This is a genomic window from Wolbachia endosymbiont (group B) of Camptogramma bilineatum, assembly GCF_947251825.1.
Taxonomy (GTDB): domain Bacteria; phylum Pseudomonadota; class Alphaproteobacteria; order Rickettsiales; family Anaplasmataceae; genus Wolbachia.
The window spans coordinates 923,926-950,037 of the sequence record NZ_OX366391.1; the positions used below are offsets into that span (position 1 = coordinate 923,926).

18 protein-coding genes and 3 pseudogenes are annotated in these 26,112 nt (G+C 34.2%); 2 read left to right on the forward strand and 19 right to left on the reverse strand.

What is annotated here, in order from left to right:
• Window positions 1-7 precede the first annotated feature (7 nt).
• From OPR44_RS04735 to OPR44_RS04790, 12 genes are all read right to left on the reverse strand, one after another.
• Complete coding sequence (locus OPR44_RS04735) at window positions 8-2,350, reverse strand: hypothetical protein (RefSeq protein ID WP_265014549.1); 2,343 nt, start codon at window positions 2,348-2,350, stop codon at window positions 8-10.
• 889 nt (window positions 2,351-3,239) lie between these two features.
• The gene (locus OPR44_RS04740; protein ID WP_265014550.1) at window positions 3,240-3,599 is read right to left on the reverse strand and encodes a hypothetical protein; all 360 of its coding nucleotides are present in this window, start codon (window positions 3,597-3,599) and stop codon (window positions 3,240-3,242) included.
• A complete protein-coding gene (locus OPR44_RS04745; protein WP_265014551.1) occupies window positions 3,596-7,120 on the reverse strand; it encodes a hypothetical protein in 3,525 nt (1,174 codons plus the stop codon). The genes OPR44_RS04740 and OPR44_RS04745 overlap by 4 nt, the downstream gene beginning before the upstream one ends.
• 777 nt (window positions 7,121-7,897) lie before the next feature.
• The gene (locus OPR44_RS04750) at window positions 7,898-8,368 is read right to left on the reverse strand and encodes a hypothetical protein (RefSeq protein WP_265014552.1); all 471 of its coding nucleotides are present in this window, start codon (window positions 8,366-8,368) and stop codon (window positions 7,898-7,900) included.
• Entirely contained in the window at window positions 8,365-12,291 is a 3,927-nt protein-coding gene (locus OPR44_RS04755; RefSeq protein ID WP_265014553.1) for a hypothetical protein, read from the reverse strand. The genes OPR44_RS04750 and OPR44_RS04755 overlap by 4 nt, the downstream gene beginning before the upstream one ends.
• A gap of 777 nt (window positions 12,292-13,068) precedes the next feature.
• A complete protein-coding gene (locus OPR44_RS04760; protein ID WP_265014552.1) occupies window positions 13,069-13,539 on the reverse strand; it encodes a hypothetical protein in 471 nt (156 codons plus the stop codon).
• The gene (locus OPR44_RS04765; RefSeq protein ID WP_265014554.1) at window positions 13,536-14,174 is read right to left on the reverse strand and encodes a hypothetical protein; all 639 of its coding nucleotides are present in this window, start codon (window positions 14,172-14,174) and stop codon (window positions 13,536-13,538) included. Before OPR44_RS04765 ends, OPR44_RS04760 begins: the two co-directional genes overlap by 4 nt.
• A 59-nt stretch (window positions 14,175-14,233) precedes the next feature.
• On the reverse strand, window positions 14,234-16,168 hold the full coding sequence (locus OPR44_RS04770; RefSeq protein ID WP_265014555.1) for a hypothetical protein: 1,935 nt from the start codon (window positions 16,166-16,168) through the stop codon (window positions 14,234-14,236).
• Window positions 16,165-16,893 carry a hypothetical protein gene (locus tag OPR44_RS04775; RefSeq protein ID WP_265014556.1) on the reverse strand — a complete coding sequence of 243 codons (729 nt, stop codon included), beginning with the start codon at window positions 16,891-16,893 and terminating at the stop codon, window positions 16,165-16,167. Before OPR44_RS04775 ends, OPR44_RS04770 begins: the two co-directional genes overlap by 4 nt.
• A gap of 79 nt (window positions 16,894-16,972) precedes the next feature.
• Window positions 16,973-18,706, reverse strand: a complete 1,734-nt coding sequence (locus OPR44_RS04780) for a hypothetical protein (protein ID WP_265014557.1) — start codon at window positions 18,704-18,706, stop codon at window positions 16,973-16,975.
• A 4-nt stretch (window positions 18,707-18,710) separates the two neighbouring features.
• Window positions 18,711-19,136: a hypothetical protein gene (locus OPR44_RS04785; protein ID WP_265014558.1), complete on the reverse strand. Its 426-nt coding sequence runs from the start codon at window positions 19,134-19,136 to the stop codon at window positions 18,711-18,713.
• Window positions 19,137-19,242: 106 nt separating this feature from the next.
• On the reverse strand, window positions 19,243-19,410 hold the full coding sequence (locus OPR44_RS04790; protein ID WP_265014559.1) for a hypothetical protein: 168 nt from the start codon (window positions 19,408-19,410) through the stop codon (window positions 19,243-19,245).
• A 254-nt stretch (window positions 19,411-19,664) separates the two neighbouring features.
• Between OPR44_RS04790 and OPR44_RS04795 the strand changes: the two are divergent.
• Window positions 19,665-20,657, forward strand: a pseudogene (locus OPR44_RS04795) (IS481 family transposase); the annotation flags it as partial.
• 104 nt (window positions 20,658-20,761) lie between these two features.
• On the opposite strand, the gene OPR44_RS04800 reads toward OPR44_RS04795, so the two are convergent.
• The 7 genes and pseudogenes from OPR44_RS04800 to mutL form a co-directional block, all read right to left on the reverse strand.
• Entirely contained in the window at window positions 20,762-21,016 is a 255-nt protein-coding gene (locus tag OPR44_RS04800; RefSeq protein WP_264377777.1) for a PAAR domain-containing protein, read from the reverse strand.
• Window positions 21,017-21,481 (reverse strand): phage baseplate assembly protein V, encoded by a 465-nt coding sequence (locus OPR44_RS04805; RefSeq protein WP_264377778.1) that lies wholly within the window; start codon window positions 21,479-21,481, stop codon window positions 21,017-21,019.
• Window positions 21,468-21,947 (reverse strand): hypothetical protein, encoded by a 480-nt coding sequence (locus tag OPR44_RS04810; protein ID WP_264377779.1) that lies wholly within the window; start codon window positions 21,945-21,947, stop codon window positions 21,468-21,470. Before OPR44_RS04810 ends, OPR44_RS04805 begins: the two co-directional genes overlap by 14 nt.
• Before the next feature lie 296 nt (window positions 21,948-22,243).
• A pseudogene (locus OPR44_RS04815) lies at window positions 22,244-22,939 on the reverse strand (ATP-binding protein); the annotation flags it as partial.
• Between the two features lie 52 nt (window positions 22,940-22,991).
• The gene (locus OPR44_RS04820) at window positions 22,992-23,252 is read right to left on the reverse strand and encodes a hypothetical protein (RefSeq protein WP_265014561.1); all 261 of its coding nucleotides are present in this window, start codon (window positions 23,250-23,252) and stop codon (window positions 22,992-22,994) included.
• Complete coding sequence (locus tag OPR44_RS04825) at window positions 23,249-23,479, reverse strand: sigma factor (RefSeq protein ID WP_265014562.1); 231 nt, start codon at window positions 23,477-23,479, stop codon at window positions 23,249-23,251. The genes OPR44_RS04820 and OPR44_RS04825 overlap by 4 nt, the downstream gene beginning before the upstream one ends.
• Window positions 23,480-23,919: 440 nt before the next feature.
• Window positions 23,920-24,956: pseudogene (mutL, locus tag OPR44_RS04830) on the reverse strand (DNA mismatch repair endonuclease MutL); the annotation flags it as partial.
• Window positions 24,957-25,126: 170 nt separating this feature from the next.
• Between mutL and OPR44_RS04835 the strand changes: the two are divergent.
• Window positions 25,127-26,023, forward strand: coding sequence for an Rpn family recombination-promoting nuclease/putative transposase (locus tag OPR44_RS04835; protein ID WP_265014563.1), 897 nt, complete (start codon window positions 25,127-25,129; stop codon window positions 26,021-26,023).
• The last annotated feature ends 89 nt before the right edge of the window (window positions 26,024-26,112 follow it).

The window sequence follows — 26,112 nt, forward strand, 5'->3', positions numbered from 1 at the left end:
CCGCTATCTAATATATGCTGCAGCTCTGGTGTGGGTTTCCTTCAGCATCAAACAAAACATCATGAAACTTCTTGAATACTTCTGGAGCCTTTCCTTCTGCTTTACCAATAATAGAAGACACAGAAGATAAATTTATCCTGCTATCTAATATATGCTGTAGCTCTGGTGTTGGGTTTCCTTCAGCATCAAATAAAACATCATGAAATCTCTTGAATACTTCTGCAGCTTTTTTTCCTGATGAATTTAGCATGCCGGAAATATTACTTATAGTTAAACCTTGATCTATAAAATGCTGTAGCTCTGGTGTTGGATTTCCTTCAGCATCAAATAAAACATCATGCAGTTTCTTAAATGCTTCTGGAGCATTTGCTCTTGATTGGGAAAGTATACTAAATATGCTAGGTAGCCTTAACTTGTGATCTAATATGTGCTGTAGCTCTGGCTTTGGTTTACCTCTATTATCAAATAAAGCATCATGAAACTTCTTGAATACTTCTTGAACCTTTAGTCCCACTCCCCCAATCACGGAGGACACATTGGAAAAAGTTATCCCGCTATCTATAAAATGCTGTAGCTCTAGTGACTCTTCTCCCTTATCATTAAACAAAACACTATGCAAATTCCTAAATGCTTCTGCAGCGTTTACTCCCGCTCCAGTTAGCATGCCAGACAAGCAATTAAAACCCATACCTTGATCTATAAAATGCTGTTGCTCTGGTGTTGGGTTTCCTTCAGCATCAAACAAAGCATCATGCAATTTCTTGAATACCAATGCACTCTTTGCTTTTGACCCAGATATAATGCTGGATACACCAGACATATTTAACCCGTTATCTAACATGTGCCGCAGCTCTGGTTTTGGATTTCCTTCGGCATCAAAGAAAGTATTATGCAATTCCTTGAATGGGCATGCAATCTCCCTTGCTCCACCTAGCATGCTGGAAATATTACTTATAGTTAAACCTTGATCTATAAAATGCTGCAGCTCTGGTTTTGGATTTCCTTCAGCATAAAACAAAACATCATGCAATTTCTTGAATGCGTCTACAGGCTTACTTTCTGCTACTCCAATCATAGAGCACACAAAGGAAATAGCTAACCCTTCATCTATAAAATGCTGCAGCTCTGGTTTTGGATTTCCTTCACCATCAAATAAAGCATCATGAAATTCTCTAAATGTCAATAAAAAATTTTTTCTTGATGCTTTGAGAATATTGAATAAACTAACTAGATTGAAACCTGATTTTAAAAAATGATCTAGCTCTGCTTTTCCACTTCCTTGTGCAGGAAACAAAACATTATGGAGATTATCGAATATTTCTTCAATTCTTAATACTGATCCATTTATAATAGTTAATACATTACTTATAGTTAGCCCTCTATCTATAAAATGCTGCAGCTTTGGTGTTGGATTTCCTTCAGCATCAAACAACATATCATGTAATCTATCAAATAGCCTTACAATATTTGTTCCTGCTTTATTTAGTATTCGAGCTACATTAGAGACATTTAATTCGCCACCTAACATATGCTGCAGTTTTGGTGTTGGATTTCCTTCAGTATCAAACAAAACATCATGTAATTTATGGAATGTCCGTACAGCCTCTACTCCTGTTCCACCCATCACCTTAGTTATATTATTGATATTTAACCCGCTATTTAACATGTGCTGCAGCTTTGGTGTTGGATTTCCTTCAGCATCATATAGGACACCAATAAATCCTTGAAGTGATTGCACAGCCAACGGCCCTTTTTTATACACAATATGGGCAATATTCCCCACATTTATATTGCCATTTAGTATATTTTTTAGCAATGGTGTGTAATCTCCGTTATCATAAAACAAAACATCATAAAATGCGTTGAATACTTCTGCAGCACGCATTTTTGTCTGAGCAAGAATATCTTTTATATTATTGGAAGTTATCCCAGCATGTAACATGAGCTCTAGCTTTGGTGTATTTCTTCCTTGATTATCAAATAAAGTGTTGTAAAGTTCCTCGAATGCTCTTGGAGCGCTTGCTCCTGCTTGACTCAGAATGTGAGCTGGATTAGCTAGAGTGATCCCCAGATTTAATATATTCCATAGTTCTGGTGTTGGTTCTCCCTGAAGATTAAACAACCTATCATGGAACTCCTCAAGCACTTTCACAGCATTACCTCTCAATGGATTAAGAATACAAGACATACTACTTGTACAGTTATTCTTAACAAAGGAATTAAAGATAGCTTTTCCTTTTTCTGTATCGAAGAATTCTAAGAAAAGATGTCTATTGCATTTTGTACTAATGGTTTCCGCAAATTTAACTCTTTTACTTGAATTGACATCTTCTCTTGAAATACTAAACATAACTCTTAATAACACCTCTTACTATTTTTGATATAATAAAACAACTATATAAACCCTTGATGCACTCATTATTAACTAAACACTTATAGTCACATCTAAATGGAAGGCCTATTAGACAAATTTTCTTCTAACCCAAATTTAACTCCTCTCACGTAATAGAAATTAATAATTCTATTTGATAGTATTTCATTTTTAAAAACTATCAACTATCACTCTGGAAATTTTTTAGAGATTTGGAATAATTTTTTATAACAGGCTCAATACATGGACTTTTATTTTCTTTTAAATTCTATTTTTGTCACAAGCTTACCTTAATTCTTCTGCAAGTAAATCAATATTAATTTAGTAATATATCTTATTAAAAACCTAGACAACACAACCATTTCCAGCGCTTAAAACTCAGGGTGGTGAGAAGTGTTTTTCTTGGGATGGGTTGGTCTACCACGTAATCCATACGAACTTTTTTATATGGTGATTTTATTATACGCTGAAATCAGCTATATTGGCTCACTTTTACTAAATCTACGTACGAACTGTTTTGCCCAACTTTGTTGTAACAATTTCATGCTTTTATTTTTACAACGCCGCTTTTGTTTTAATTGTTCTCACAAAGGTAGGTACTTTTTTGCGGTTTTGGGAAAAGTAAATAATAAAAACTTTTGTAGTGCTAATGAACTTGTGTTTTTATAAAAATAATTCTTTGGTATCTTCTACGATAAAAAAACTATATAAAAGCTATCCACTTTCAAATCTTCCATTATAAAAACTTCAAAACCCTTATATCTGCCAAGAAGGTCCTGCAACTTGTTCATTAGTTACGCTGTTAATTGATTGCATGTATCCATTTTGATAATTACTTGCTGATGTTTGTGAAAGCATAACTTTAACCTCATGATAAATTTTCAGTATAACGATCAATACGTCTTGCAAAGTGCAAAAATGAATGCAAAACATATCCTGAGAGAAAGGATAGGCTAAGCAATCCTAATACTCTATATCTCTCATACAAAGAACAAGCAACTGCTCCTGTTAAAAGCAGCACTGCAACCACTTGCCCATGAGAGAACTTTTTGCCTCTTGCACTTTCAGCCACCGATGGCATCCAACACACTATCTTTAGCTTGCCAAACTCATCAAATAACTGATTTATTTCCCCATGGCTTTCTGGCTCTTGACATTTTAATCTTTCATACAGAACGCTTTTTAATCTTTCGCGCTCCAAGAATTTTATAAACTTCTTTGTTCTCATATTCGCCAAGAAGGCCCTGCAACTGATTCATGACTTACACTACTGAATGCAGAGCTTGGTGTTTGCACTGAATCTGACATTTGTAATTGCATCACTATTTCTTCAACTGCATTTTTTTCCTCTATCAATGCTTTTCTTTCTTGCTCTGTAGCTTTTCTTGCTTGCTTTGTTTCTGCAATTACATGGAATCTTAATTCATTAATAGCCTCATCATCGAATTTTCTTGCAGGTTCATTCTCTTTATGCTCACGCTGAACAAAGTTTTTGCTTAATCTATCAATTTCATCATTTGATTTTGCCAACTTACCCATAACATGCTTTTTTTCTTCCTTATCGAATACATATTTTTCTTGTTCATCATCAAGTCTAAGCTGTTTACTCTTTAACTCTTCTTTGAGGTTTCTATATTCATTGCAAATACCCTTAAATTTTTCTTTATAGTCTTTATTTAGAACTAGAAAAGTATATTGTTGTTCTAAGGATTCCTCCACAGCCTGATTACATCTGATCTTCTTTCTAGATATATTGAATAAATCTTCTGCTTCATCATACAATAAACCAACAGCTTTTTTTCCTGCATCAGCAAAAATACTGAAAAAATTATCCAGAGTTAGCTCACTATCTAGTATATGCTGTAGCTCTGGTGTTGGGTTTCCTTCAGCATCAAATAAAACATCATGCAATTTCTTAAATGCCTCTGGAGCCTTTGTTCCTGCTTTACCAATAATAGCAGACAGAGAAGATAAATTTATCCTGCTACCTAATATATGCTGTAGTTCTGGTGTTGGGTTTCCTTCAGCATCAAATAAAACATCATGAAATGCCTTGAATGTCTCTAGAACCCTTGTTCCCGAAGAGATTAATACGGCGGATAGGAAGGAAAAAGTTATCTTCGTATCAAACGTATGCTGCAGCTCTGGTGTTGGGTTTCCTTCAGCATCAAATAAAACATCATGAAATGCCTTGAATGTCTCTGGAACCTTTGTTCCTGATTTTCTTATTATGGAAGACAGACTAGCCAGAGAAATTCCGCTATTTAATATATGCTGCAGCTCTGGTGTTGGGTTTCCTTCAACATCAAACAAAACATCATGCAATGCCTTGAATACTTTTGGGGCTTCTTCTCCTGTTCGAGCAGGTATCATACTGAATACTGTAGAAAAATTTACCTTGTTACCTAACATATGCTGTAGCTCTGGTGTTGGGTTTCCTTCAACATCAAACAAAACATCATGAAATGCCTTGAATACTTTTGGGGCGTTTACTTTTGACCCATTAATAATACCAGACAGAGAAGATAAATTTATCCTGCTATCCAATATATGCTGTAGCTCTGGTGTTGGGTTTCCTTCAGCATCAAATAAAACATCATGAAATGCCTTGAATACTTCTGGAGCCTTTCCTCCCGTCTGAGCAAGAACGCAGGATATGTTGCCAAAATCCATCTTACTATTTAATATATGCTGTAGCTCTGGTGTTGGGTTTCCTTCAGCATCAAATAAAACATCATGAAATCTCTTGAATACTTCTGCAGCTTTTTTTCCTGATGAATTTAGCATGCCGGAAATATTACTTATAGTTAAACCTTGATCTATAAAATGCTGTAGCTCTGATGTTGGATTTCCTTCAGCATCAAATAAAACATCATGCAGTTTCTTAAATGCTTCTGGAGCATTTGCTCTTGATTGGGAAAGTATACTAAATATGCTAGGTAGCCTTAACTTGTGATCTAATATGTGCTGTAGCTCTGGCTTTGGTTTACCTCTATTATCAAATAAAGCATCATGAAACTTCTTGAATACTTCTTGAACCTTTACTCCCACTCCCCCAATCACGGAGGACACATTGGAAAAAGTTATCCCGCTATCTATAAAATGCTGTAGCTCTAGTGACTCTTCTCCCTTATCATTAAACAAAACACTATGCAAATTCCTAAATGCTTCTGCAGCGTTTACTCCCGCTCCAGTTAGCATGCTAGACAAGCAATTAAAACCCATACCTTGATCTATAAAATGCTGTTGCTCTGGTGTTGGGTTTCCTTCAGCATCAAACAAAGCATCATGCAATTTCTTGAATACCAATGCACTCTTTGCTTTTGACCCAGATATAATGCTGGATACACCAGACATATTTAACCCGTTATCTAACATGTGCCGCAGCTCTGGTTTTGGATTTCCTTCGGCATCAAAGAAAGTATTATGCAATTCCTTGAATGGGCATGCAATCTCCCTTGCTCCACCTAGCATGCTGGAAATATTACTTATAGTTAAACCTTGATCTATAAAATGCTGCAGCTCTGGTTTTGGATTTCCTTCACCATCAAATAAAGCATCATGAAATTCTCTAAATGTCAATAAAAAATTTTTTCTTGATGCTTTGAGAATATTGAATAAACTAACTAGATTGAAACCTGATTTTAAAAAACGATCTAGCTCTGCTTTTCCACTTCCTTGTGCAGTAAACAAAACATTATGGAGATTATCGAATATTTCTTCAATTCTTAATACTGATCCATTTATAATAGTTAATACATTACTTATAGTTAGCCCTCTATCTATAAAATGCTGCAGCTTTGGTGTTGGATTTCCTTCAGCATCAAACAACATATCATGTAATCTATCAAATAGCCTTACAATATTTGTTCCTGCTTTATTTAGTATTCGAGCTACATTAGAGACATTTAATTCGCCACCTAACATATGCTGCAGTTTTGGTGTTGGATTTCCTTCAGTATCAAACAAAACATCATGTAATTTATGGAATGTCCGTACAGCCTCTACTCCTGTTCCACCCATCACCTTAGTTATATTATTGATATTTAACCCGCTATTTAACATGTGCTGCAGCTTTGGTGTTGGATTTCCTTCAGCATCATATAGGACACCAATAAATCCTTGAAGTGATTGCACAGCCAACGGCCCTTTTTTATACACAATATGGGCAATATTCCCCACATTTATATTGCCATTTAGTATATTTTTTAGCAATGGTGTGTAATCTCCGTTATCATAAAACAAAACATCATAAAATGCGTTGAATACTTCTGCAGCACGCATTTTTGTCTGAACAAGAATATCTTTTATATTATTGGAAGTTATCCCAGCATGTAACATGAGCTCTAGCTTTGGTGTATTTCTTCCTTGATTATCAAATAAAGTGTTGTAAAGTTCCTCGAATGCTCTTGGAGCGCTTGCTCCTGCTTGACTCAGAATGTGAGCTAGATTAGCTAGAGTGATCCCCAGATTTAATATATTCCATAGTTCTGGTGTTGGTTCTCCCTGAAGATTAAACAACCTATCATGGAACTCCTCAAGCACTTTCACAGCATTACCTCTCAATGGATTAAGAATACAAGACATACTACTTGTACAGTTATTCTTAACAAAGGAATTAAAGATAGCTTTTCCTTTTTCTGTATCGAAGAATTCTAAGAAAAGATGTCTATTGCATTTTGTACTAATGGTTTCCGCAAATTTAACTCTTTTACTTGAATTGACATCTTCTCTTGAAATACTAAACATAACTCTTAATAACACCTCTTACTATTTTTGATATAATAAAACAACTATATAAACCCTTGATGCACTCATTATTAACTAAACACTTATAGTCACATCTAAATGGAAGGCCTATTAGACAAATTTTCTTCTAACCCAAATTTAACTCCTCTCACGTAATAGAAATTAATAATTCTATTCGATAGTATTTCATTTTTAAAAACTGTCAACTATCACTCTGGAAATTTTTTAGAGATTTGGAATAATTTTTTATAACAGGCTCAATACATGGACTTTTATTTTCTTTTAAATTCTATTTTTGTCACAAGCTTACCTTAATTCTTCTGCAAGTAAATCAATATTAATTTAGTAATATATCTTATTAAAAACCTAGACAACACAACCATTTCCAGCGCTTAAAACTCAGGGTGGTGAGAAGTGTTTTTCTTGGGATGGGTTGGTCTACCACGTAATCCATACGAACTTTTTTATATGGTGATTTTATTATACGCTGAAATCAGCTATATTGGCTCACTTTTACTAAATCTACGTACGAACTGTTTTGCCCAACTTTGTTGTAACAATTTCATGCTTTTATTTTTACAACGCCGCTTTTGTTTTAATTGTTCTCACAAAGGTAGGTACTTTTTTGCGGTTTTGGAAAAAGTAAATAATTAAAACTTTTGTAGTGCTAATGAACTTGTGTTTTTATAAAAATAATTCTTTGGTATCTTCTACGATAAAAAAACTATATAAAAGCTATCCACTTTCAAATCTTCCATTATAAAAACTTCAAAACCCTTATATCTGCCAAGAAGGTCCTGCAACTTGTTCATTAGTTACGCTGTTAATTGATTGCATGTATCCATTTTGATAATTACTTGCTGATGTTTGTGAAAGCATAACTTTAACCTCATGATAAATTTCAGTATAACGATCAATACGTCTTGCAAAGTGCAAAAATGAATGCAAAACATATCCTGAGAGAAAGGATAGGCTAAGCAATCCTAATACTCTATATCTCTCATACAAAGAACAAGCAACTGCTCCTGTTAAAAGCAGCACTGCAACCACTTGCCCATGAGAGAACTTTTTGCCTCTTGCACTTTCAGCCACCGATGGCATCCAACACACTATCTTTAGCTTGCCAAACTCATCAAATAACTGATTTATTTCCCCATGGCTTTCTGGCTCTTGACATTTTAATCTTTCATACAGAACGCTTTTTAATCTTTCGCGCTCCAAGAATTTTATAAACTTCTTTGTTCTCATATTCGCCAAGAAGGCCCTGCAACTGATTCATGACTTACACTACTGAATGCAGAGCTTGGTGTTTGCACTGAATCTGACATTTGTAATTGCATCACTATTTCTTCAACTGCATTTTTTTCCTCTATCAATGCTTTTCTTTCTTGCTCTGTAGCTTTTCTTGCTTGCTTTGTTTCTGCAATTACATGGAATCTTAATTCATTAATAGCCTCATCATCGAATTTTCTTGCAGGTTCATTCTCTTTATGCTCACGCTGAACAAAGTTTTTGCTTAATCTATCAATTTCATCATTTAATTTTGCCAACTTACCCATAACATGCTTTTTTTCTTCCTTATCGAATACATATTTTTCTTGTTCATCATCAAGTCTAAGCTGTTTACTCTTTAACTCTTCTTTGAGGTTTCTATATTCATTGCAAATACCCTTAAATTTTTCTTTATAGTCTTTATTTAGAACTAGAAAAGTATATTGTTGTTCTAAGGATTCCTCCACAGCCTGATTACATCTGATCTTCTTTCTAGATATATTGAATAAATCTTCTGCTTCATCATACAATAAACCAACAGCTTTTTTTCCTGCATCAGCTAAAATACTGAAAAAATTATCCAGAGTTAGCTCACTATCTAGTATATGCTGTAGCTCTGGTGTTGATATGCCTTCAGCATTAAATAAAACATCATGCAATTTCTTAAATACCTTTGGAGCATTTGCTCCCGCCTTGGCTAAAACATTTAACAGTGCGCTAGAACTTATCTTGCTATTCAATATATGCTGTAGCTCTGGTGTTGGGTTTCCTTCAGCATCAAATAAAACATCATGAAATGCCTTGAATATCTCTGAAGACCTTTCTTTCGATCCATTTGTGATGTTGGATATAGAAGATAAATCTATTTTGTAATCTAACATATGCTGTAGCTCTGGTGTTGGGTTGCCTCTAATATCAAACAAAGCATTATAAAATTTATTAAATTTCTTCACAGCCTCCGCTCCTGAGTGAGATAGCGCACTGGATATGTAGGAGAAACTCACCTTACCAGATAATACACTAAGTAGCTTTGGTGTTGGGTTTCCTTCAGCATCAAACAAAACATCATGAAACTTCTTGAATACTTCTGGAGCCCTTATTCCCGATCCAGCTAATATGCTGAGGAGATTACTAATAATCAACTTGCTACTTAGTATATTCTGTAGCTCTGGTGTTCGCTTTCCTTGATCATCAAACAAAACATCATGAAATTTCTTGAATGCTTCTGGAGCCCTTATTCCCGACCCATTAATAATACCAGACAGAGAAGATAAACTTATTCCGCTATCTAATATACGCTTTAGCTCTGGTGTTGGGTTTCCTTCAGCATCAAATAAAACATCATGAAATGCCTTAAATGCTTCTGGAGTCCTTGCCTCAGATATTCCACTGCAGAAAGAGGAAAAATCCATCTCATTATCTAATATATGCTGTAGCTCTGGTGTTGGGTTTCCTTCAGCATCAAACAAGGCCCCATGAAATTTCTTGAACCTTTCTGGACCATGTACTCCTGATCCCTTTAACACTACGGATATACTACTCATACTCAAGTTTTGCTTCAGTATATGCTGCAGCTTTGGTGTTGGGTTTCCTTCAGCATCAAACAAAACATCATGAAACTTCTTGAATACTTCTGGAGCCTTTCCTCCTGTTTTACTAATAATAGAAGACACAGAAGATAAACTTATCCCGCTATCTAATATATGCTGCAGCTCTGGTGTTGGGTTTCCTTCAGCATCAAACAAAACATCATGAAACTTCTTGAATACTTCTGGAGCCTTTCCTTCTGCTTTACCAATAATAGAAGACACAGAAGATAAATTTATCCTGCTATCTAATATATGCTGTAGCTCTGGTGTTGGTTTTCCTTCAGCATCAAATAAAACATCATGAAATCTCTTGAATACTTCTGCAGCTTTTTTTCCTGATGAATTTAGCATGCCGGAAATATTACTTATAGTTAAACCTTGATCTATAAAATGCTGTAGCTTTGGTGTTGGGTTTCCTTCAGCATCAAACAAAACATCATGAAACTTCTTGAATACTTCTGGAGCCCTTATTCCCGATCCAGCTAATATGCTGAGGAGATTACTAATAATCAACTTGCTACTTAGTATATTCTGTAGCTCTGGTGTTCGCTTTCCTTGATCATAAAACAAAACATCATGAAATTTCTTAAATGCTTCTGGAGCCCTTATTCCCGACCCATTAATAATACCAGACAGAGAAGATAAACTTATTCCGCTATCTAATATACGCTTTAGCTCTGGTGTTGGGTTTCCTTCAGCATCAAATAAAACATCATGAAATGCCTTAAATGCTTCTGGAGTCCTTGCCTCAGATATTCCACTGCAGAAAGAGGAAAAATCCATCTCATTATCTAATATATGCTGTAGCTCTGGTGTTGGGTTTCCTTCAGCATCAAACAAGGCCCCATGAAATTTCTTGAACCTTTCTGGACCATGTACTCCTGATCCCTTTAACACTACGGATATACTACTCATACTCAAGTTTTGCTTCAGTATATGCTGCAGCTTTGGTGTTGGGTTTCCTTCAGCATCAAACAAAACATCATGAAACTTCTTGAATACTTCTGGAGCCTTTCCTCCTGTTTTACTAATAATAGAAGACACAGAAGATAAACTTATCCCGCTATCTAATATATGCTGCAGCTCTGGTGTTGGGTTTCCTTCAGCATCAAACAAAACATCATGAAACTTCTTGAATACTTCTGGAGCCTTTCCTTCTGCTTTACCAATAATAGAAGACACAGAAGATAAATTTATCCTGCTATCTAATATATGCTGTAGCTCTGGTGTTGGTTTTCCTTCAGCATCAAATAAAACATCATGAAATCTCTTGAATACTTCTGCAGCTTTTTTTCCTGATGAATTTAGCATGCCGGAAATATTACTTATAGTTAAACCTTGATCTATAAAATGCTGCAGCTTTGGTGTTGGATTTCCTTCAGCATCAAACAACATATCATGTAATCTATCAAATAGCCTTACAATATTTGTTCCTGCTTTATTTAGTATTCGAGCTACATTAGAGACATTTAATTCGCCACCTAACATATGCTGCAGTTTTGGTGTTGGATTTCCTTCAGTATCAAACAAAACATCATGTAATTTATGGAATGTCCGTACAGCCTCTACTCCTGTTCCACCCATCACCTTAGTTATATTATTGATATTTAACCCGCTATTTAACATGTGCTGCAGCTTTGGTGTTGGATTTCCTTCAGCATCATATAGGACACCAATAAATCCTTGAAGTGATTGCACAGCCAACGGCCCTTTTTTATACACAATATGGGCAATATTCCCCACATTTATATTGCCATTTAGTATATTTTTTAGCAATGGTGTGTAATCTCCGTTATCATAAAACAAAACATCATAAAATGCGTTGAATACTTCTGCAGCACGCATTTTTGTCTGAGCAAGAATATCTTTTATATTATTGGAAGTTATCCCAGCATGTAACATGAGCTCTAGCTTTGGTGTATTTCTTCCTTGATTATCAAATAAAGTGTTGTAAAGTTCCTCGAATGCTCTTGGAGCGCTTGCTCCTGCTTGACTCAGAATGTGAGCTAGATTAGCTAGAGTGATCCCCAGATTTAATATATTCCATAGTTCTGGTGTTGGTTCTCCCTGAAGATTAAACAACCTATCATGGAACTCCTCAAGCACTTTCACAGCATTACCTCTCAATGGATTAAGAATACAAGACATACTACTTGTACAGTTATTCTTAACAAAGGAATTAAAGATAGCTTTTCCTTTTTCTGTATCGAAGAATTCTAAGAAAAGATGTCTATTGCATTTTGTACTAATGGTTTCCGCAAATTTAACTCTTTTACTTGAATTGACATCTTCTCTTGAAATACTAAACATAACTCTTAATAACACCTCTTACTATTTTTGATATAATAAAACAACTATATAAACCCTTGATACACTCATTATTAACTAAACACTTATAGTCACATCTAAATGGAAGGCCTATTAGACAAATTTTCTTCTAACCCAAATTTAACTCCTCTCACGTAATAGAAATTAATAATTCTATTCGATAGTATTTCATTTTTAAAAACTGTCAACTATCACTCTGGAAATTTTTTAGAGATTTGGAATAATTTTTTATAACAGGCTCAATACATGGACTTTTATTTTCTTTTAAATTCTATTTTTGTCACAAGCTTACCTTAATTCTTCTGCAAGTAAATTAATATTAATTTAGTAATATATCTTATTAAAAACCTAGACAACACAACCATTTCCAGCGCTTAAAACTCAGGGTGGTGAGAAGTGTTTTTCTTGGGATGGGTTGGTCTACCACGTAATCCATACGAACTTTTTTATATGGTGATTTTATTATACGCTGAAATCAGCTATATTGGCTCACTTTTACTAAATCTACGTACGAACTGTTTTGTCCAACTTTGTTGTAACAATTTCATGCTTTTATTTTTACAACGCCGCTTTCGTTTTAATTGTTCTCACAAAGGTAGGTACTTTTTTGCGGTTTTGGGAAAAGTAAATAATTAAAACTTTTGTAGTGCTAATGAACTTGTGTTTTTATAAAAATAATTCTTTGGTATCTTCTACGATAAAAAAACTATATAAAAGCTATCCACTTTCAAATCTTCCATTATAAAAACTTCGAAACCCTTATATCTGCCAAGAAGGTCCTGCAACTTGTTCATTAGTTACGCTGTTAATTGATTGCATGTATCCATTTTGATAATTACTTGCTGATGTTTGTGAAAGCATAACTTTAACCTCATGATAAATTTCAGTATAACGATCAATACGTCTTGCAAAGTGCAAAAATGAATGCAAAACATATCCTGAGAGAAAGGATAGGCTAAGCAATCCTAATACTCTATATCTCTCATACAAAGAACAAGCAACTGCTCCTGTTAAAAGCAGCACTGCAACCACTTGCCCATGAGAGAACTTTTTGCCTCTTGCACTTTCAGCCACCGATGGCATCCAACACACTATCTTTAGCTTGCCAAACTCATCAAATAACTGATTTATTTCCCCATGGCTTTCTGGCTCTTGACATTTTAATCTTTCATACAGAACGCTTTTTAATCTTTCGCGCTCCAAGAATTTTATAAACTTCTTTGTTCTCATATTCGCCAAGAAGGCCCTGCAACTGATTCATGACTTACACTACTGAATGCAGAGCTTGGTGTTTGCACTGAATCTGACATTTGTAATTGCATCACTATTTCTTCAACTGCATTTTTTTCCTCTATCAATGCTTTTCTTTCTTGCTCTGTAGCTTTTCTTGCTTGCTTTGTTTCTGCAATTACATGGAATCTTAATTCATTAATAGCCTCATCATCGAATTTTCTTGCAGGTTCATTCTCTTTATGCTCACGCTGAACAAAGTTTTTGCTTAATCTATCAATTTCATCATTTAATTTTGCCAACTTACCCATAACATGCTTTTTTTCTTCCTTATCGAATACATATTTTTCTTGTTCATCATCAAGTCTAAGCTGTTTACTCTTTAACTCTTCTTTTAGGTTTCTATATTCATTGCAAATACCCTTAAATTTTTCTTTATAGTCTTTATTTAGAACTAGAAAAGTATATTGTTGTTCTAAGGATTCCTCCACAGCCTGATTACATCTGATCTTCTTTCTAGATATATTGAATAAATCTTCTGCTTCATCATACAATAAACCAACAGCCTTTTTTCCTGCCTGTGCCATTTCATTTCTTACTTTTTCTTTATTCAGACTCTCTATTGCTTTTTCCAAACGTATTGCGACTTCTTTTGCTTCCTTCTCAAGAAACTTAGCCTTTTCTTTTTCGTCCTTCAGATACTCTTCAACATTAACTTTCGCTCATTTTGTGTTTTAAATTTCCCTTTTAAGCTTTCTGCTTTTTCTTTTAATTCTTTTTCATTTTCTTTATGTCTTATGCCTACACTAACTAGAAAATTACCAAGTATTGTCCCTTCCTTCATCAATTTATCATATCCATTACATAGATCCTGGTACGCTATCATATAGTCATGCTCTGTCTCCTTCGACTTTCTCTCTTTACGTTCTTCATTGGATTTTTTGTAATCATCATAAAAACCTTTTATAAATGGTAACACAAAAACCAATGGCAATGCTATAGCTGGTAACTTAACCGCTATCCCCACACTACCAGCAGCTATTGCAGCTAAAGCACAACCTCCTATTTCCAGTTTATGGTTTCTTACTTCTTTGAGCAATATTTTGCCCTCTGTTTCCTCAACCTTAAAAAGGAAGTTTTCCATATTCTCTTCTTCCCTTTCATACATTTCCAACTTTATTTTTAGGTTTTTTATACGTTTCGTATTCTTATATTTTATAAACTTATCCTCTGATGAATTTATTGTTTTCTTACATCTTTCTATCTCTTCACTAAAGTGTTTTTTAAGGTATTTATAAGACACTCTTAATTCTTTAAGTTGTGATTTTAATTTCTCCGATAAATCTTTTTGTTTATCTTCTATATCCTTCTTTTCTTTCTTTAGTTCCTCATTTTTATCATCATTTAATAATTCATTTTGTACTTCTATTAATCTTCTAAAATTTTCTAATATTTTATCTTTAATACCTCTAGTTGATTTTTTATGTGCATTATATGCTATAAGTGTTAATTCACAACCAGATGTTAACGGTTGTTCCATTGATAACACATGCTCAGCAACACTCTTTTCTGTTATATCTTCTAATTTCCAACCTAAAAACTCCTTTAAATCACAAAATACTGCTCCGAAGTAGTACTTTTCATATATTTCTATTATTGTACTCAGTGCTTTATATATACTGTTTTCTTTTTCAAAAATCTCCCTACTTTTTTTATGACTACTCTTGTCTGTGTGACTCTTTAAAAAAAACTTTTTTATTACCTTAGACAAATTCTCTATGTCACCTGTGTAGTGCAAAAGGCATGTCTTTCTTAAACATTCTTCCAAAGTATCACTGCCTTTTAAGGCTTTTAGTCTACTGTAAACAATATCTATCATCTTCTCTTTATTTCCTTCTTGAGGCACAACTTTCCACAATAGGCTTTTTGTAAAAGTAAAGAAATTGTTATACGCTTTCCATTCCCTTAGATCTTCCTTTAGCTCATGGGAGTAACGCAATTCTGCAATATTATCTTTGAAGTTCTTATTACTTCCATTCCTTATAGATTCTACATAACTTAAAAACTCTTTAGCTACTTTCTTCTCAAAAAAGGCGTCCTTATACTCTTTTTCCACATCTTTTTTATACTTTTCAAATTCACCTCTCTTCATACTTACCAAGTACTCAACGTGATACTCAAATTCAGCACAATTTACCATCCCTGCAATTGATTGCATGTATCCATTTTGATAATTACTTCCTGATGTTTGTGAAAGCATAACTTTAACCTCATGATAAATTTCAGTATAACGATCAATACGTTTTGCAAAGTGCAAAAATGAATGCAAAACATATCCTGAGAGAAAGGATAGGCTAAGCAATCCTAATACTCTATATCTCTCATACAAAGAACAAGCAACTGCTCCTGTTAAAAGCAGCACTACAATCACTTGCCCCTGAGAGAATTTTTTGCCTCTTGCACTTTCAGCCACCGATGGCATCCACCATACTATCTTTAGTTTGCCAAACTCATCAAATAACTGATTTATTTCCCCATGGCTTTTTGGCTCTTGACATTTTAATCTTTCATACAGAACGCTTTTTAACCTTTCGCGCTCCAAGAATTTTATAAACTTCTTTGTTCTCATATTCTCCAAGAAGGTCCTGCAACCGGTTCATGAGCTACACTACTAAATGCAGAGCTTGGTGTTTGCACTGAATCTGACCTTTGTAATTGCATCACTACTTCTTCAACTGCATTCTTTTCCTCTATCAATGCTTTTCTTTCTTGCTCTGCAGCTTTTCTTGCTTGCTTTGTTTCTGCAATTACATGGAATCTTAATTCATTAATAGCCTCATCATCGAATTTTCTTGCAGGTTCATTCTCTTTATGCTCACGCTGAACAAAGTCTTTGCTTAATCTATCAATTTCATCATTTAATTTTGCCAACTTACCCATAACATGCTTTTTTTCTTCCTTATCGAATACATATTTTTCTTGTTCATCATCAAGTCTAAGCTGTTTACTCTTTAACTCTTCTTTGAGGTTTCTATATTCATTGCAAATACCCTTAAATTTTTCTTTATAGTCTTTATTTAGAACTAGAAAAGTATATTGTTGTTCTAAGGATTCCTCCACAGCCTGATTACATCTGATCTTCTTTCTAGATATATTGAATAAATCTTCTGCTTCATCATACAATAAACCAACAGCTTTTTTTCCTGCCTGTGCCTCTTCTCTTCCTTGTCTTTCCTCCTCCTTATCCTGTGCCATTCTTTTTACTTCCGCATTTGATAAATCTATCAACATATCCGAAATTTCACGTGCTACTGCACTTAGCTTCTTTGTTGTGTCATTTTGTTCATCTACCATACTCTGCGTTTTTAAACACCTAATATAGGTTCTCTACTTCTGATTATATTCATTGCAAGATCTCCAAATGTTACTTCCTTTACTTTACTTGATTCAGCAACAGCTTTATTAAACTCACGCCAAAATCTTCAAGCAGTAACATAATGAGTTCTATATCTTTCCACTTTTTTTTTTCTTTTATCTCTGAAATAAGCTTACCAACTCCTGGTATTTTCTTGCATACCCTTTTCATAACATCTGAAATACGCGAGAGATTTATAAACTTCTCTTTACTTTTATTTATTTCTTCTTTCTCTTGTCTCAATTCTTCTAAGAAAGTATTACTTATTCCTGAAGGAACATTTTGTTTTAATAAGTCTATAAAAAGATCAATTGCTTTATTTAAGTCTTGAAGATTGTCACGACTTATTTCAAGATCACCTTGTTTGTTTATAAGTATATGTACACCAGAAGCAAGCAAACTAACCGTTATAGAGCCAACAGCAACACCGGCAAAAACAAGAGCAGCAATTGGAGGAGCAAGAAAGAAAAAAGCACAAGCTCCCCCAACTCCTCCAAGACCTGCCCCACCTAGAGACCAATTACGTAATAATTTATTACGTTCCTTTTTTTCTAGGTACTGCGCTACAAGTTCTAAATTCTCTGTTTTATTCTCTTGCTCTGAATCTTTTTTACCTTCAGTTCTTTTTAATTTTCCGCTTGATATTTTTTCATTGTAACTCATTGTGATATCACTCCCCACTTTTAATAGAGATCCTTCAGGGAATAACTCACTTAGTTCTTTTAAGTTGAAAATCTCACAAATTTCTAGTACTTCTTCGTCATCATTTTCCTGATTCCTATCAAGAGGGCTTTTTACAGTAAAATCTATTATTTCTAACTCCCTATTTATTCTTGATTCTCCTTCTTTTATTTTTTTGCACTTTACCCCAATTATAGGCATTTTACTGTATAAACGCGCAACTTGTTCCACTCCTTTTGTTCCTAATAACTCATCACCTAATTTTGCAATAACAGTAGGCGACACAATAATACTAGCTCCGTTACATATCAAAAGTAATGCCATATCTCTTCTATCTTTTTCTATAGCTTCAAGCAACATAGTATTTAAAATATCCTGTTCTGCTTTCACTATATCATGAGGTTTTGTCAGCTGGGTAATGAACATCAATGCTAAACTATGGTATTGTTTTCTCTTCAATATATTAACAAGAATTTTCTCTGTGAAACTATCATCATAAACATTATTTTTATTCTTACCTAATATATCAGATACTCTATCGTGCAAGCCCTTCAGTAGAACCTTGTGGTCGCGTTGCGGTTGCTGTAAACTTAACCTATTTCTTTTACTAAGTTCTAATTCTACAATCTCTTGACCCAATACCTTTAACAGCATTATTAGAAAATCCTTAATCTTTAACTCACTACTTTCGCTTTCTTTCCAGGCCTTGGTTGCTCTTGGCAATGCATCTTTTAAAGCTCTATTCTCTTCATTGGTAAGTCCTTCTATAGACCAAACCGTAACCTCACTTAGTTTCTCCTTTTCACTTTTAACCTTATAATCTGGAACACTTTGCATTGCATTAATAAGTTTCTTGGGATTAAGCACATTGACACTAGATTTTTCTAGTACTTCCCTCTTTAAATAATTCTTACCTACATCATATTCAATACTTACTTCCTCCAGCTGGTATTTCTCTTTTAATTCTTTCAGTTTATTATCTAAGACTTTATCAAAAACTTTGCTGATTAACCAATTACTTACATCCGTATCTAACTGAGACCTATTATAATTACGCAGTATGTGTACCATCCCCTCATCTGACTTGTCTGAATCTTTCTTTACTTGCTCTAGTAGTACACTGCACCAATCTGACAAAAGAGTGCGATTTTCTATTTTTTTTTATAAAATCATAGAACTTATTAATCTCTTCACTATATTGCTTATACTTTCTTTTGCACTCTGCTAATTCTTCATTTATTTTTCTTCTTCCTTCATCAAAGTGTTTATTATTCCTAACTATATCTATGATCTTTTGGTCAGTTTCCTCTATTGTTTTCTTTGCAGTATTGTCATAAGCTTCTAAAACTTGCTCACAACCTATAAGACATAACCATGCTGTGTCTATACTGTACACATGCTCTACATTTTCTCCATTACCTGGCTTCAGTATTACCTTCTTTAAACTTTCTCTAATACCACCTTTAATTAGATCACCTTTCCCGTTTAAAAACTTTCTCAATTCTACTTCACCTATCTTATTACTTACATTATAAAAATACTCAAAAATTTCCTTGTATTGTTCAAGACATAGCTTTTGCAGTCTACATTCACCATAACGCCTTACATTAAGTAATATTAATTTTAGCAGTTATAAAACTCGAGTAATATTTTATGAATGCATCAGGATTTCTCACACCAATTAATGCCTGTAGTAACCTTAAACTTTCTGCATTTTCAGTTTTTGTTATTTCTTCTACTTGTTCTTCAAACGGTTTATCAAAAAAACTTGGCACATTACCTCTCTAGCTATACAATAAGCATAGCTTAATTGTCATGAGGTTACAAGTCAATACCTTTTACATAATCTCTTGATATCTCAAGCTTCTTGTTATTAAATGGCATAATTAAAACCGTAAAACTTCTCCAATTGCTCACTCCATAACATCGGTATTTCCCTTAAGTGTATTAAACAAGATTTGATCCGACACTTTAAAAAAGTAAGTTATAAAATAATAAGAACAAGGAGTGTTAGAAATGAGAAACAAAAATATTAAAACCAAAACTAGGTTTATTAGAGCTAGCAAAACAGCTCGGCAATGTATCTCAAGCGTGCAAGGTAATGAAGAGATACGTTTTAAGATTTAAGGAGTTATATGAAAATGGAGGAGAAGAGGCATTACACGAAATCAGCAAGAAAAAACCACTGTTTGCAAACAGAGTTTCCGAAGATATAGAAAGAGCAGTAGTGAATATTGCTACCGAATTTCCAGCATACGGACAACAAAGATCTGCAAACGAACTTAGAAAAAGAGATCTCCGAAGGTGGTGTGAGGTCTGTATGGCTGAGAAATGACCTAGAGACCTTCAAAAAAAAGGCTTAAGGCTCTTGAAACAAAAGTTATGCAAGACGGAATAATTCTGACAGAAGAACAGCTTGCAGCGTTAGAAAAAGTGAAAGAACAAAGAGAAGCTCACGGTGAAATTGACACAGAACACCCAGGTTATTTGGGATCTCAAGATACTTACTATGTAGGCAATATCAAGGGTGTTGTGCTCATTTACCAGCAGACTTTTATTGATACATATTCGAGAGTAGCGTTTGCTAAGCTTTATGTAGATAAGACAGCTATTACTTCTGCTGACTTGCTAAATGATAGAGTGATACCGTTTTTTGATGGACAAAATATTCCTTTATTGCGAATTCTCACGGATCGAGGTACAGGATATTGTGGTAAACCAGAAAATCACGCTTATCAGCTTTATTTGGGAATTGAAAACATTGATCATTCAAGAACTAAGGCCAATTCTCCACAAACTAATGGCATATGCGAGAGGTTTCATAAAACTATGCAAGATGAGTGTTACAATATTATCTTTAGAAAGAAAATCTACAGCTCTTTGAAAGATTTGCAGATTGATGTTGATCATTGGCTGCGTTCTTACAATGAGACAAGGCCTCATTCAGGCAAATATTGCTTTGCCTATGCAAACTTTTCTTGATAGCAAACAAATTGCTTTTCAGAAAAATATTAGTAACATTAAACAAAAGACTGATATTAGTTTTCAATTCTTCTGTCAGTTAATTCTCACCTGTCAGATTAAGTTGTGTCTAGTACACTTTATCTCAATTTCTATCAATTTTAGTCATTCTGAGAAAACATTATTACTACCTCTCTTCATTGTATTAGAACAAGAAACAATGTCACCAACTCTTCCCACTCCATAGCTATTCGCAAACACTGTTTTTGATCCTTGAATCATTACTTTTCCTTCACTAAAACTGTCTCCTTGTCTGCATATTGACTTTCCATTTACAAAAACATTGTTACTCCCACTAATGCAGAAATGCGGTGTTACTTCTCCACAATAGTCTCCTAATCGTACAACCGATTTATTCATTTAATTAAGGTTTATTCTATCTGCTTTCAATTTTATTCCACTTTTTGTCATCTCTATTCTCGATCCCCCAGCTTTCAGTGTTATTTTGTCTACTACTTCAATCTCTAAATGATGTTTTTCCTTATCATATAACAATCTTGTTCTATCTTGAAACTTCACACTATTTATTTCTTTTTTATTTTCTAGTGCAGCGTACTTTTGTTGATATATTCCAGGAAGTACTACTCCTAAAGATAATTCTCCCAGCGGGGAAAGTATAACTACTTGCTCATCAATATCTGGTGAAGACCAATTTCTATCTTTTCCTGCTTTGCTCGTTATCCATGGTAAATAATCTGTTAAAAATTCTCCTATTTTAACTCTTACTTTTGCTTTTTCATAATCTATTTCTTTTACAACTCCTATACGAATAACGTTTGCTAGCTTCCTATTCAGCTCTGAAATCGCAAAACTATGATCCAACATTTATATTTCCTACGTTTATGGTATGTGGCTTAATTTTTCCTTCTTCCCAAATAGATCGCCCTACGTGTATTGTATGCACCCATTCAACCATCCACACTAAATATGCATCCAATTCTGGCCTAAATCCATCAGGTTCTGCAGAGAGAAATTCACCTGGTGAAATGTTCATACTAAAAGTGCTTTTATTCACAACTTTTGCAACCTCAGCAGCTAATGTTCTGACAATAATAGGGGCATTTTCTATTGTGCTATCAATCACAATTCGTGCTTCAAATCTTGCTTTCAGCGCTAATTCCTCTGTTCCAGGATCTTTTCCCGATTCTAAACTCACAAGCTCTACAAATAACGCTGGCGCTAATAATTCTTTTCTTATTGCTGGATAAATTTCATATGTCTGTATAGCCGGTATTTCTTCCTTCAGTGTGGTGCAAATTGCTTGATGTAAATCTTTCCAGAACTTTGTCATGCATATAATTTAACTCATGTAATGTATAAAATATTTTTCAAATACCTTTTCAACTTCATAATTAACAATATTATCCTTGAAGCCTCAGGTTCTAGTTGCAACTTAACTTCCTTTATTGGTAATGCTGCTCTTCCTTCACGTTTAAAAATACCGCTATTTCCTTTTGGCATAACTGCTGCAAATCCTCCTATAAACTCATGCTTTCCTACTTTCGATCCTCTTCTTGTTTTTTGTATCTTGCCAATTGTCGATGCTCTAATGTCGTAGAGATTTGCTCTAATTATAGCTCTTCTCATAATAGTCTGACAGACAAATAAACGTTTCTCTGTACCATCATCTTTCTTGATTCCAACCATACTAATTACTTCATCAACAATACCTGGAATTTCACTAGCAGTTTTTGCTCCTTCACATTGAGGAAGCCAGGTTGAGCGATTGCAATCATCAAGATATTGGCCTAATGTGCCAACTATGATGATGTCTTTATCTCTGATATGTTGAAATTGATTGAGCCATGCCATCATCTCTTGAGCAAGTAACCCATAAGCAGCTCTTTTATCTTCTTTTCCCGATCTATCAGAAAAACACTCAGGTTGCATCCTTGCCCATAAGAGACATAAACGTGAAGCAACGGTTATACTATCTACAAAGATGCATCGGTATTTAGAAACTTCAGAAAGAAGATCTTTATATTTGCCAGATACATGTTCATGGTGTTTTTGGCTGTATGCTTGGTCAGATTTCAGCGCAGGGTTTGGACCACCAATAAGACAAGCTACATCTCTTGCCTCATTCCAAGTGCGAATAATGATTGAATCTCCCTGCCAATCTTGAACAGCAAGCAGACCTGCTTCAAAGTCAAGACATAGTGTTGGTTCACTTATAGTCTTTAAGAGACTGGTTTTACCAATACCGTAAGGACCAAAAATTACTACTTTTATGCCTGTAGTTGTTTTCAATCTTTCATTATTGTTTAAAATTTTAAAAGTCATTTATTCACCTCAATGGTATATGTTATATATTCAGGAAAGGTAGAATTTATGTTCAATTTTTCTTTTTGCTCTTGTAGTAGATGGAAGAGAGTTTTATACGTATTTTTCTTACCATAGTATTTAAAGTAGTTCTTGATATGTTGTTCATCTTAGCAACTTCATATAAGTTAAAGTACTTGAGTTGTTCGCATATCTTTTGCATCTTTCTTGGTAGTATTGAAATCATGTAATCTACATCAGTACGTTTCGCTACTTCATCTTCAAAAGCTTCTGTTTTCTCAATATTGACATAGTTATTAATATTGCGCTTCATACATAGTTGTTTCTCAATAAGTTATTGGCACGACGTTCGGTTAATCTTGCTACAAAAGTGTTAAAGCTACCTTTACTTTCATCATATCTATCAAGATAAGTCCAAATTTCACAGAAAAGTTCTTGCTCAAGATCTTCATGGGTTTCATGAGTAAAGCATTCAAAAAGTTTTAATCTCTTAGCTTGATACCGTATATTTTGAACAACTATGGCAGTTTTTAGTTTCATAACTTTTCCCTAAAACAATTAATGCTTTAAGGATGAGAACTTATAGGTGCACTTTGTAGGACAGGAGCAAAAATAAATAATACAGATGCAATTTTTAACCCATTGATATTCTATTGTTTTTTTTTAAGAATAGTACAGTTCGATTTTTAAATAATACTGCAATAAAAAATTAGATTTTTTTTGGACAAAAATTTTCCAAATCCTGAATATATATTATATAAGCCTTTCAAACTCATCACAGGTGTCAATTCTTACACAATCAGGAAGAGCAGCAAGCATAAAAAAGCAATCTATCCATCTTGCTTGGGGCAGTGGTGATGCTAATTGGGAAAGCAATCATAAAGTAGAAAAAAAACTTTTGCAGCTGATAACGAAATCAAGCTTGATCACCATCCCATTAAAGACGTAAAAGTTTTTAAAAGACTTGGTCTCTTCTCATAAAACTCTTTTTGATTTTTTTTCTCTTTACTATTGACTTGCTCTTGACTTTTACTAGCATCAAACTCTTCAATACTTTGATCACTTGCTGCGAACGTGCCTATTCTCATCGATAATGCTTTCTCTTCTCACTATTTCATATATTAACCTTTTATTCTGAAATCTTACTTCTGATTTATTTGGATGCACATTTACGTCCACTTGATCATACGGTATCTCTAAGTGCAACGCTGCAAAAGGATATCTATTGCTTGGAATAAGGTCATGATACGCATAACGGATCACCAATAAGCAGATTATCCTTAATTGGCCTACCACTAACAAATGTATAGATCATATCAGACTTACCACGATTGACAGTTGACTTGCAGATGTGTCCTGTAAGTCTAATACCGTCTTCTTCTTCATTAATGCCCAGAGAATTATTCTGAAATTCCTTCTCTACTTCACATAGTCTACTAAATAACGAGGCCTGCTTAGCATATTTCAAAAGCTTTTTATTACCGGAAGTGAGAGTAAACCCAATACTATAGTTAATTATTGCTAAGTTATTTACAATATCAACAATGCTTTGTGTTTCCGCCCTTTCGGTTTTTAGAAATTTTAGTCTATTTGGTGTGGCAAAAAATAAGTCACGAACTTCAATATATGTACCCTTTAGCAAAGAACAAGGTGTAATCTCTCTTATTTTTTCTCCTCCCTCATACCTTATAGACCATGCTTCCTTTGCTCCACTTGCCTTAGATATTCTACTTACTGCTGCAATTGAATTCCCCCCCCCCTAAAGCCAAGATTTCTATTAACTCACTATCGCTTAATTTTGAAGTGGCATGCCTCATAAATGCTAGTTCTAGATCGCTCTTTTCTATTCCATTTCCATCATCTGTCACAATTATAAGGTTACGCCCACCACTTTCTATTTTGATCTCTATTTCTAGCATCTATTGCATTTTCTACTAATTCCTTTTGCTGGCCTCTCTATCACCTCTCCCGCTGCTATACGATTTATAGTTTTTGTGTCTAAAAGAATTATTGCCATGTTTACAACTCTCAGTCTGATCAGGATATAGCTTGAATATCAATGCGAATCAAGTTCTCTATTAAATAAGCCCTTTCATGAAGATCATTCTCTGATTAACATGTTGGAATTTAGTTGAATATTTCTTCAGAATTGTGTATAATTATTAGTGCTTTTTATCTTACTTTCTCATGGCTCTTTCGAAGTTCCTTGATGCTCGCAATGATATAGCTTTTCGTCGTATCTTTGGTACCGAAAAAAATAAAGATATTCTTATTCACTTTCTTAATGATATACTAGGTCTTACCGATGACAACAAGATTAAAGATGTCTCCTTTCTCAGTCCCATTCAAGACCCTGTCATCGCCTCTCAAAAGCAAAGTATTGTTGATGTTCTCTGTGTTGATTCTACAGGGGTCAAAACCATCATTGAGATGCAAGTCGCTAAAACTACTGGCTTTGAAAAACGTGCCCAATATTATGCCGCTAAGGCCTATTCAAGTCAAGCTGATGTAGGTGACCAGTATCATGATCTTAAAGGCGTTATCTTTATTGCCATTGCCGATTTTATCTTATTTCCTAATAAGCTGGCTTATAAGTCTGATCATGTTACTTTTGATAAGATAACTTTTGAACATGATCTCAAAGACTTTAGTTTTACTTTTATAGAGTTACCTAAATTAAAAAAAAGAGAAGATCAATTAGAAAATATAGTAGAGAAATGGTGTTATTTTTTTAAACACGCCGGTGAAACAAGTGAAGAGGATCTAAAAAAAATAATAGGAAGTGATTTAATTATTGGCAGGGCTTATGATGAGCTGAACCAATATAATTGGAGTAAAGAAGAACGTCTTGCTTACGATCAAGCTAAGAAACGTACCGATGATTATTTATCTAGTCTTGAAGAAAAACTTCATGAAGGCATCCAAATCGGCCATCAAAAAGGTAAAATTGAAGGTAAAATTGAAGGTAAAATTGAAGGTAAAATTGAAGTTGCCAAAAACTCACTCAAGGCCGGTGTCTCTATTGATGTTATCGCTGAAATAACTGGCCTTTCTTTGGATGAGATTCAAAAATTAAGAAGTTAATTTAACCTTAAACTTCTATCCTGAGTAAAATTACTTTGAGGTCTTGAATTTATTCGCCCATCATTAATCTGTTCCGTACGTATAGCTCT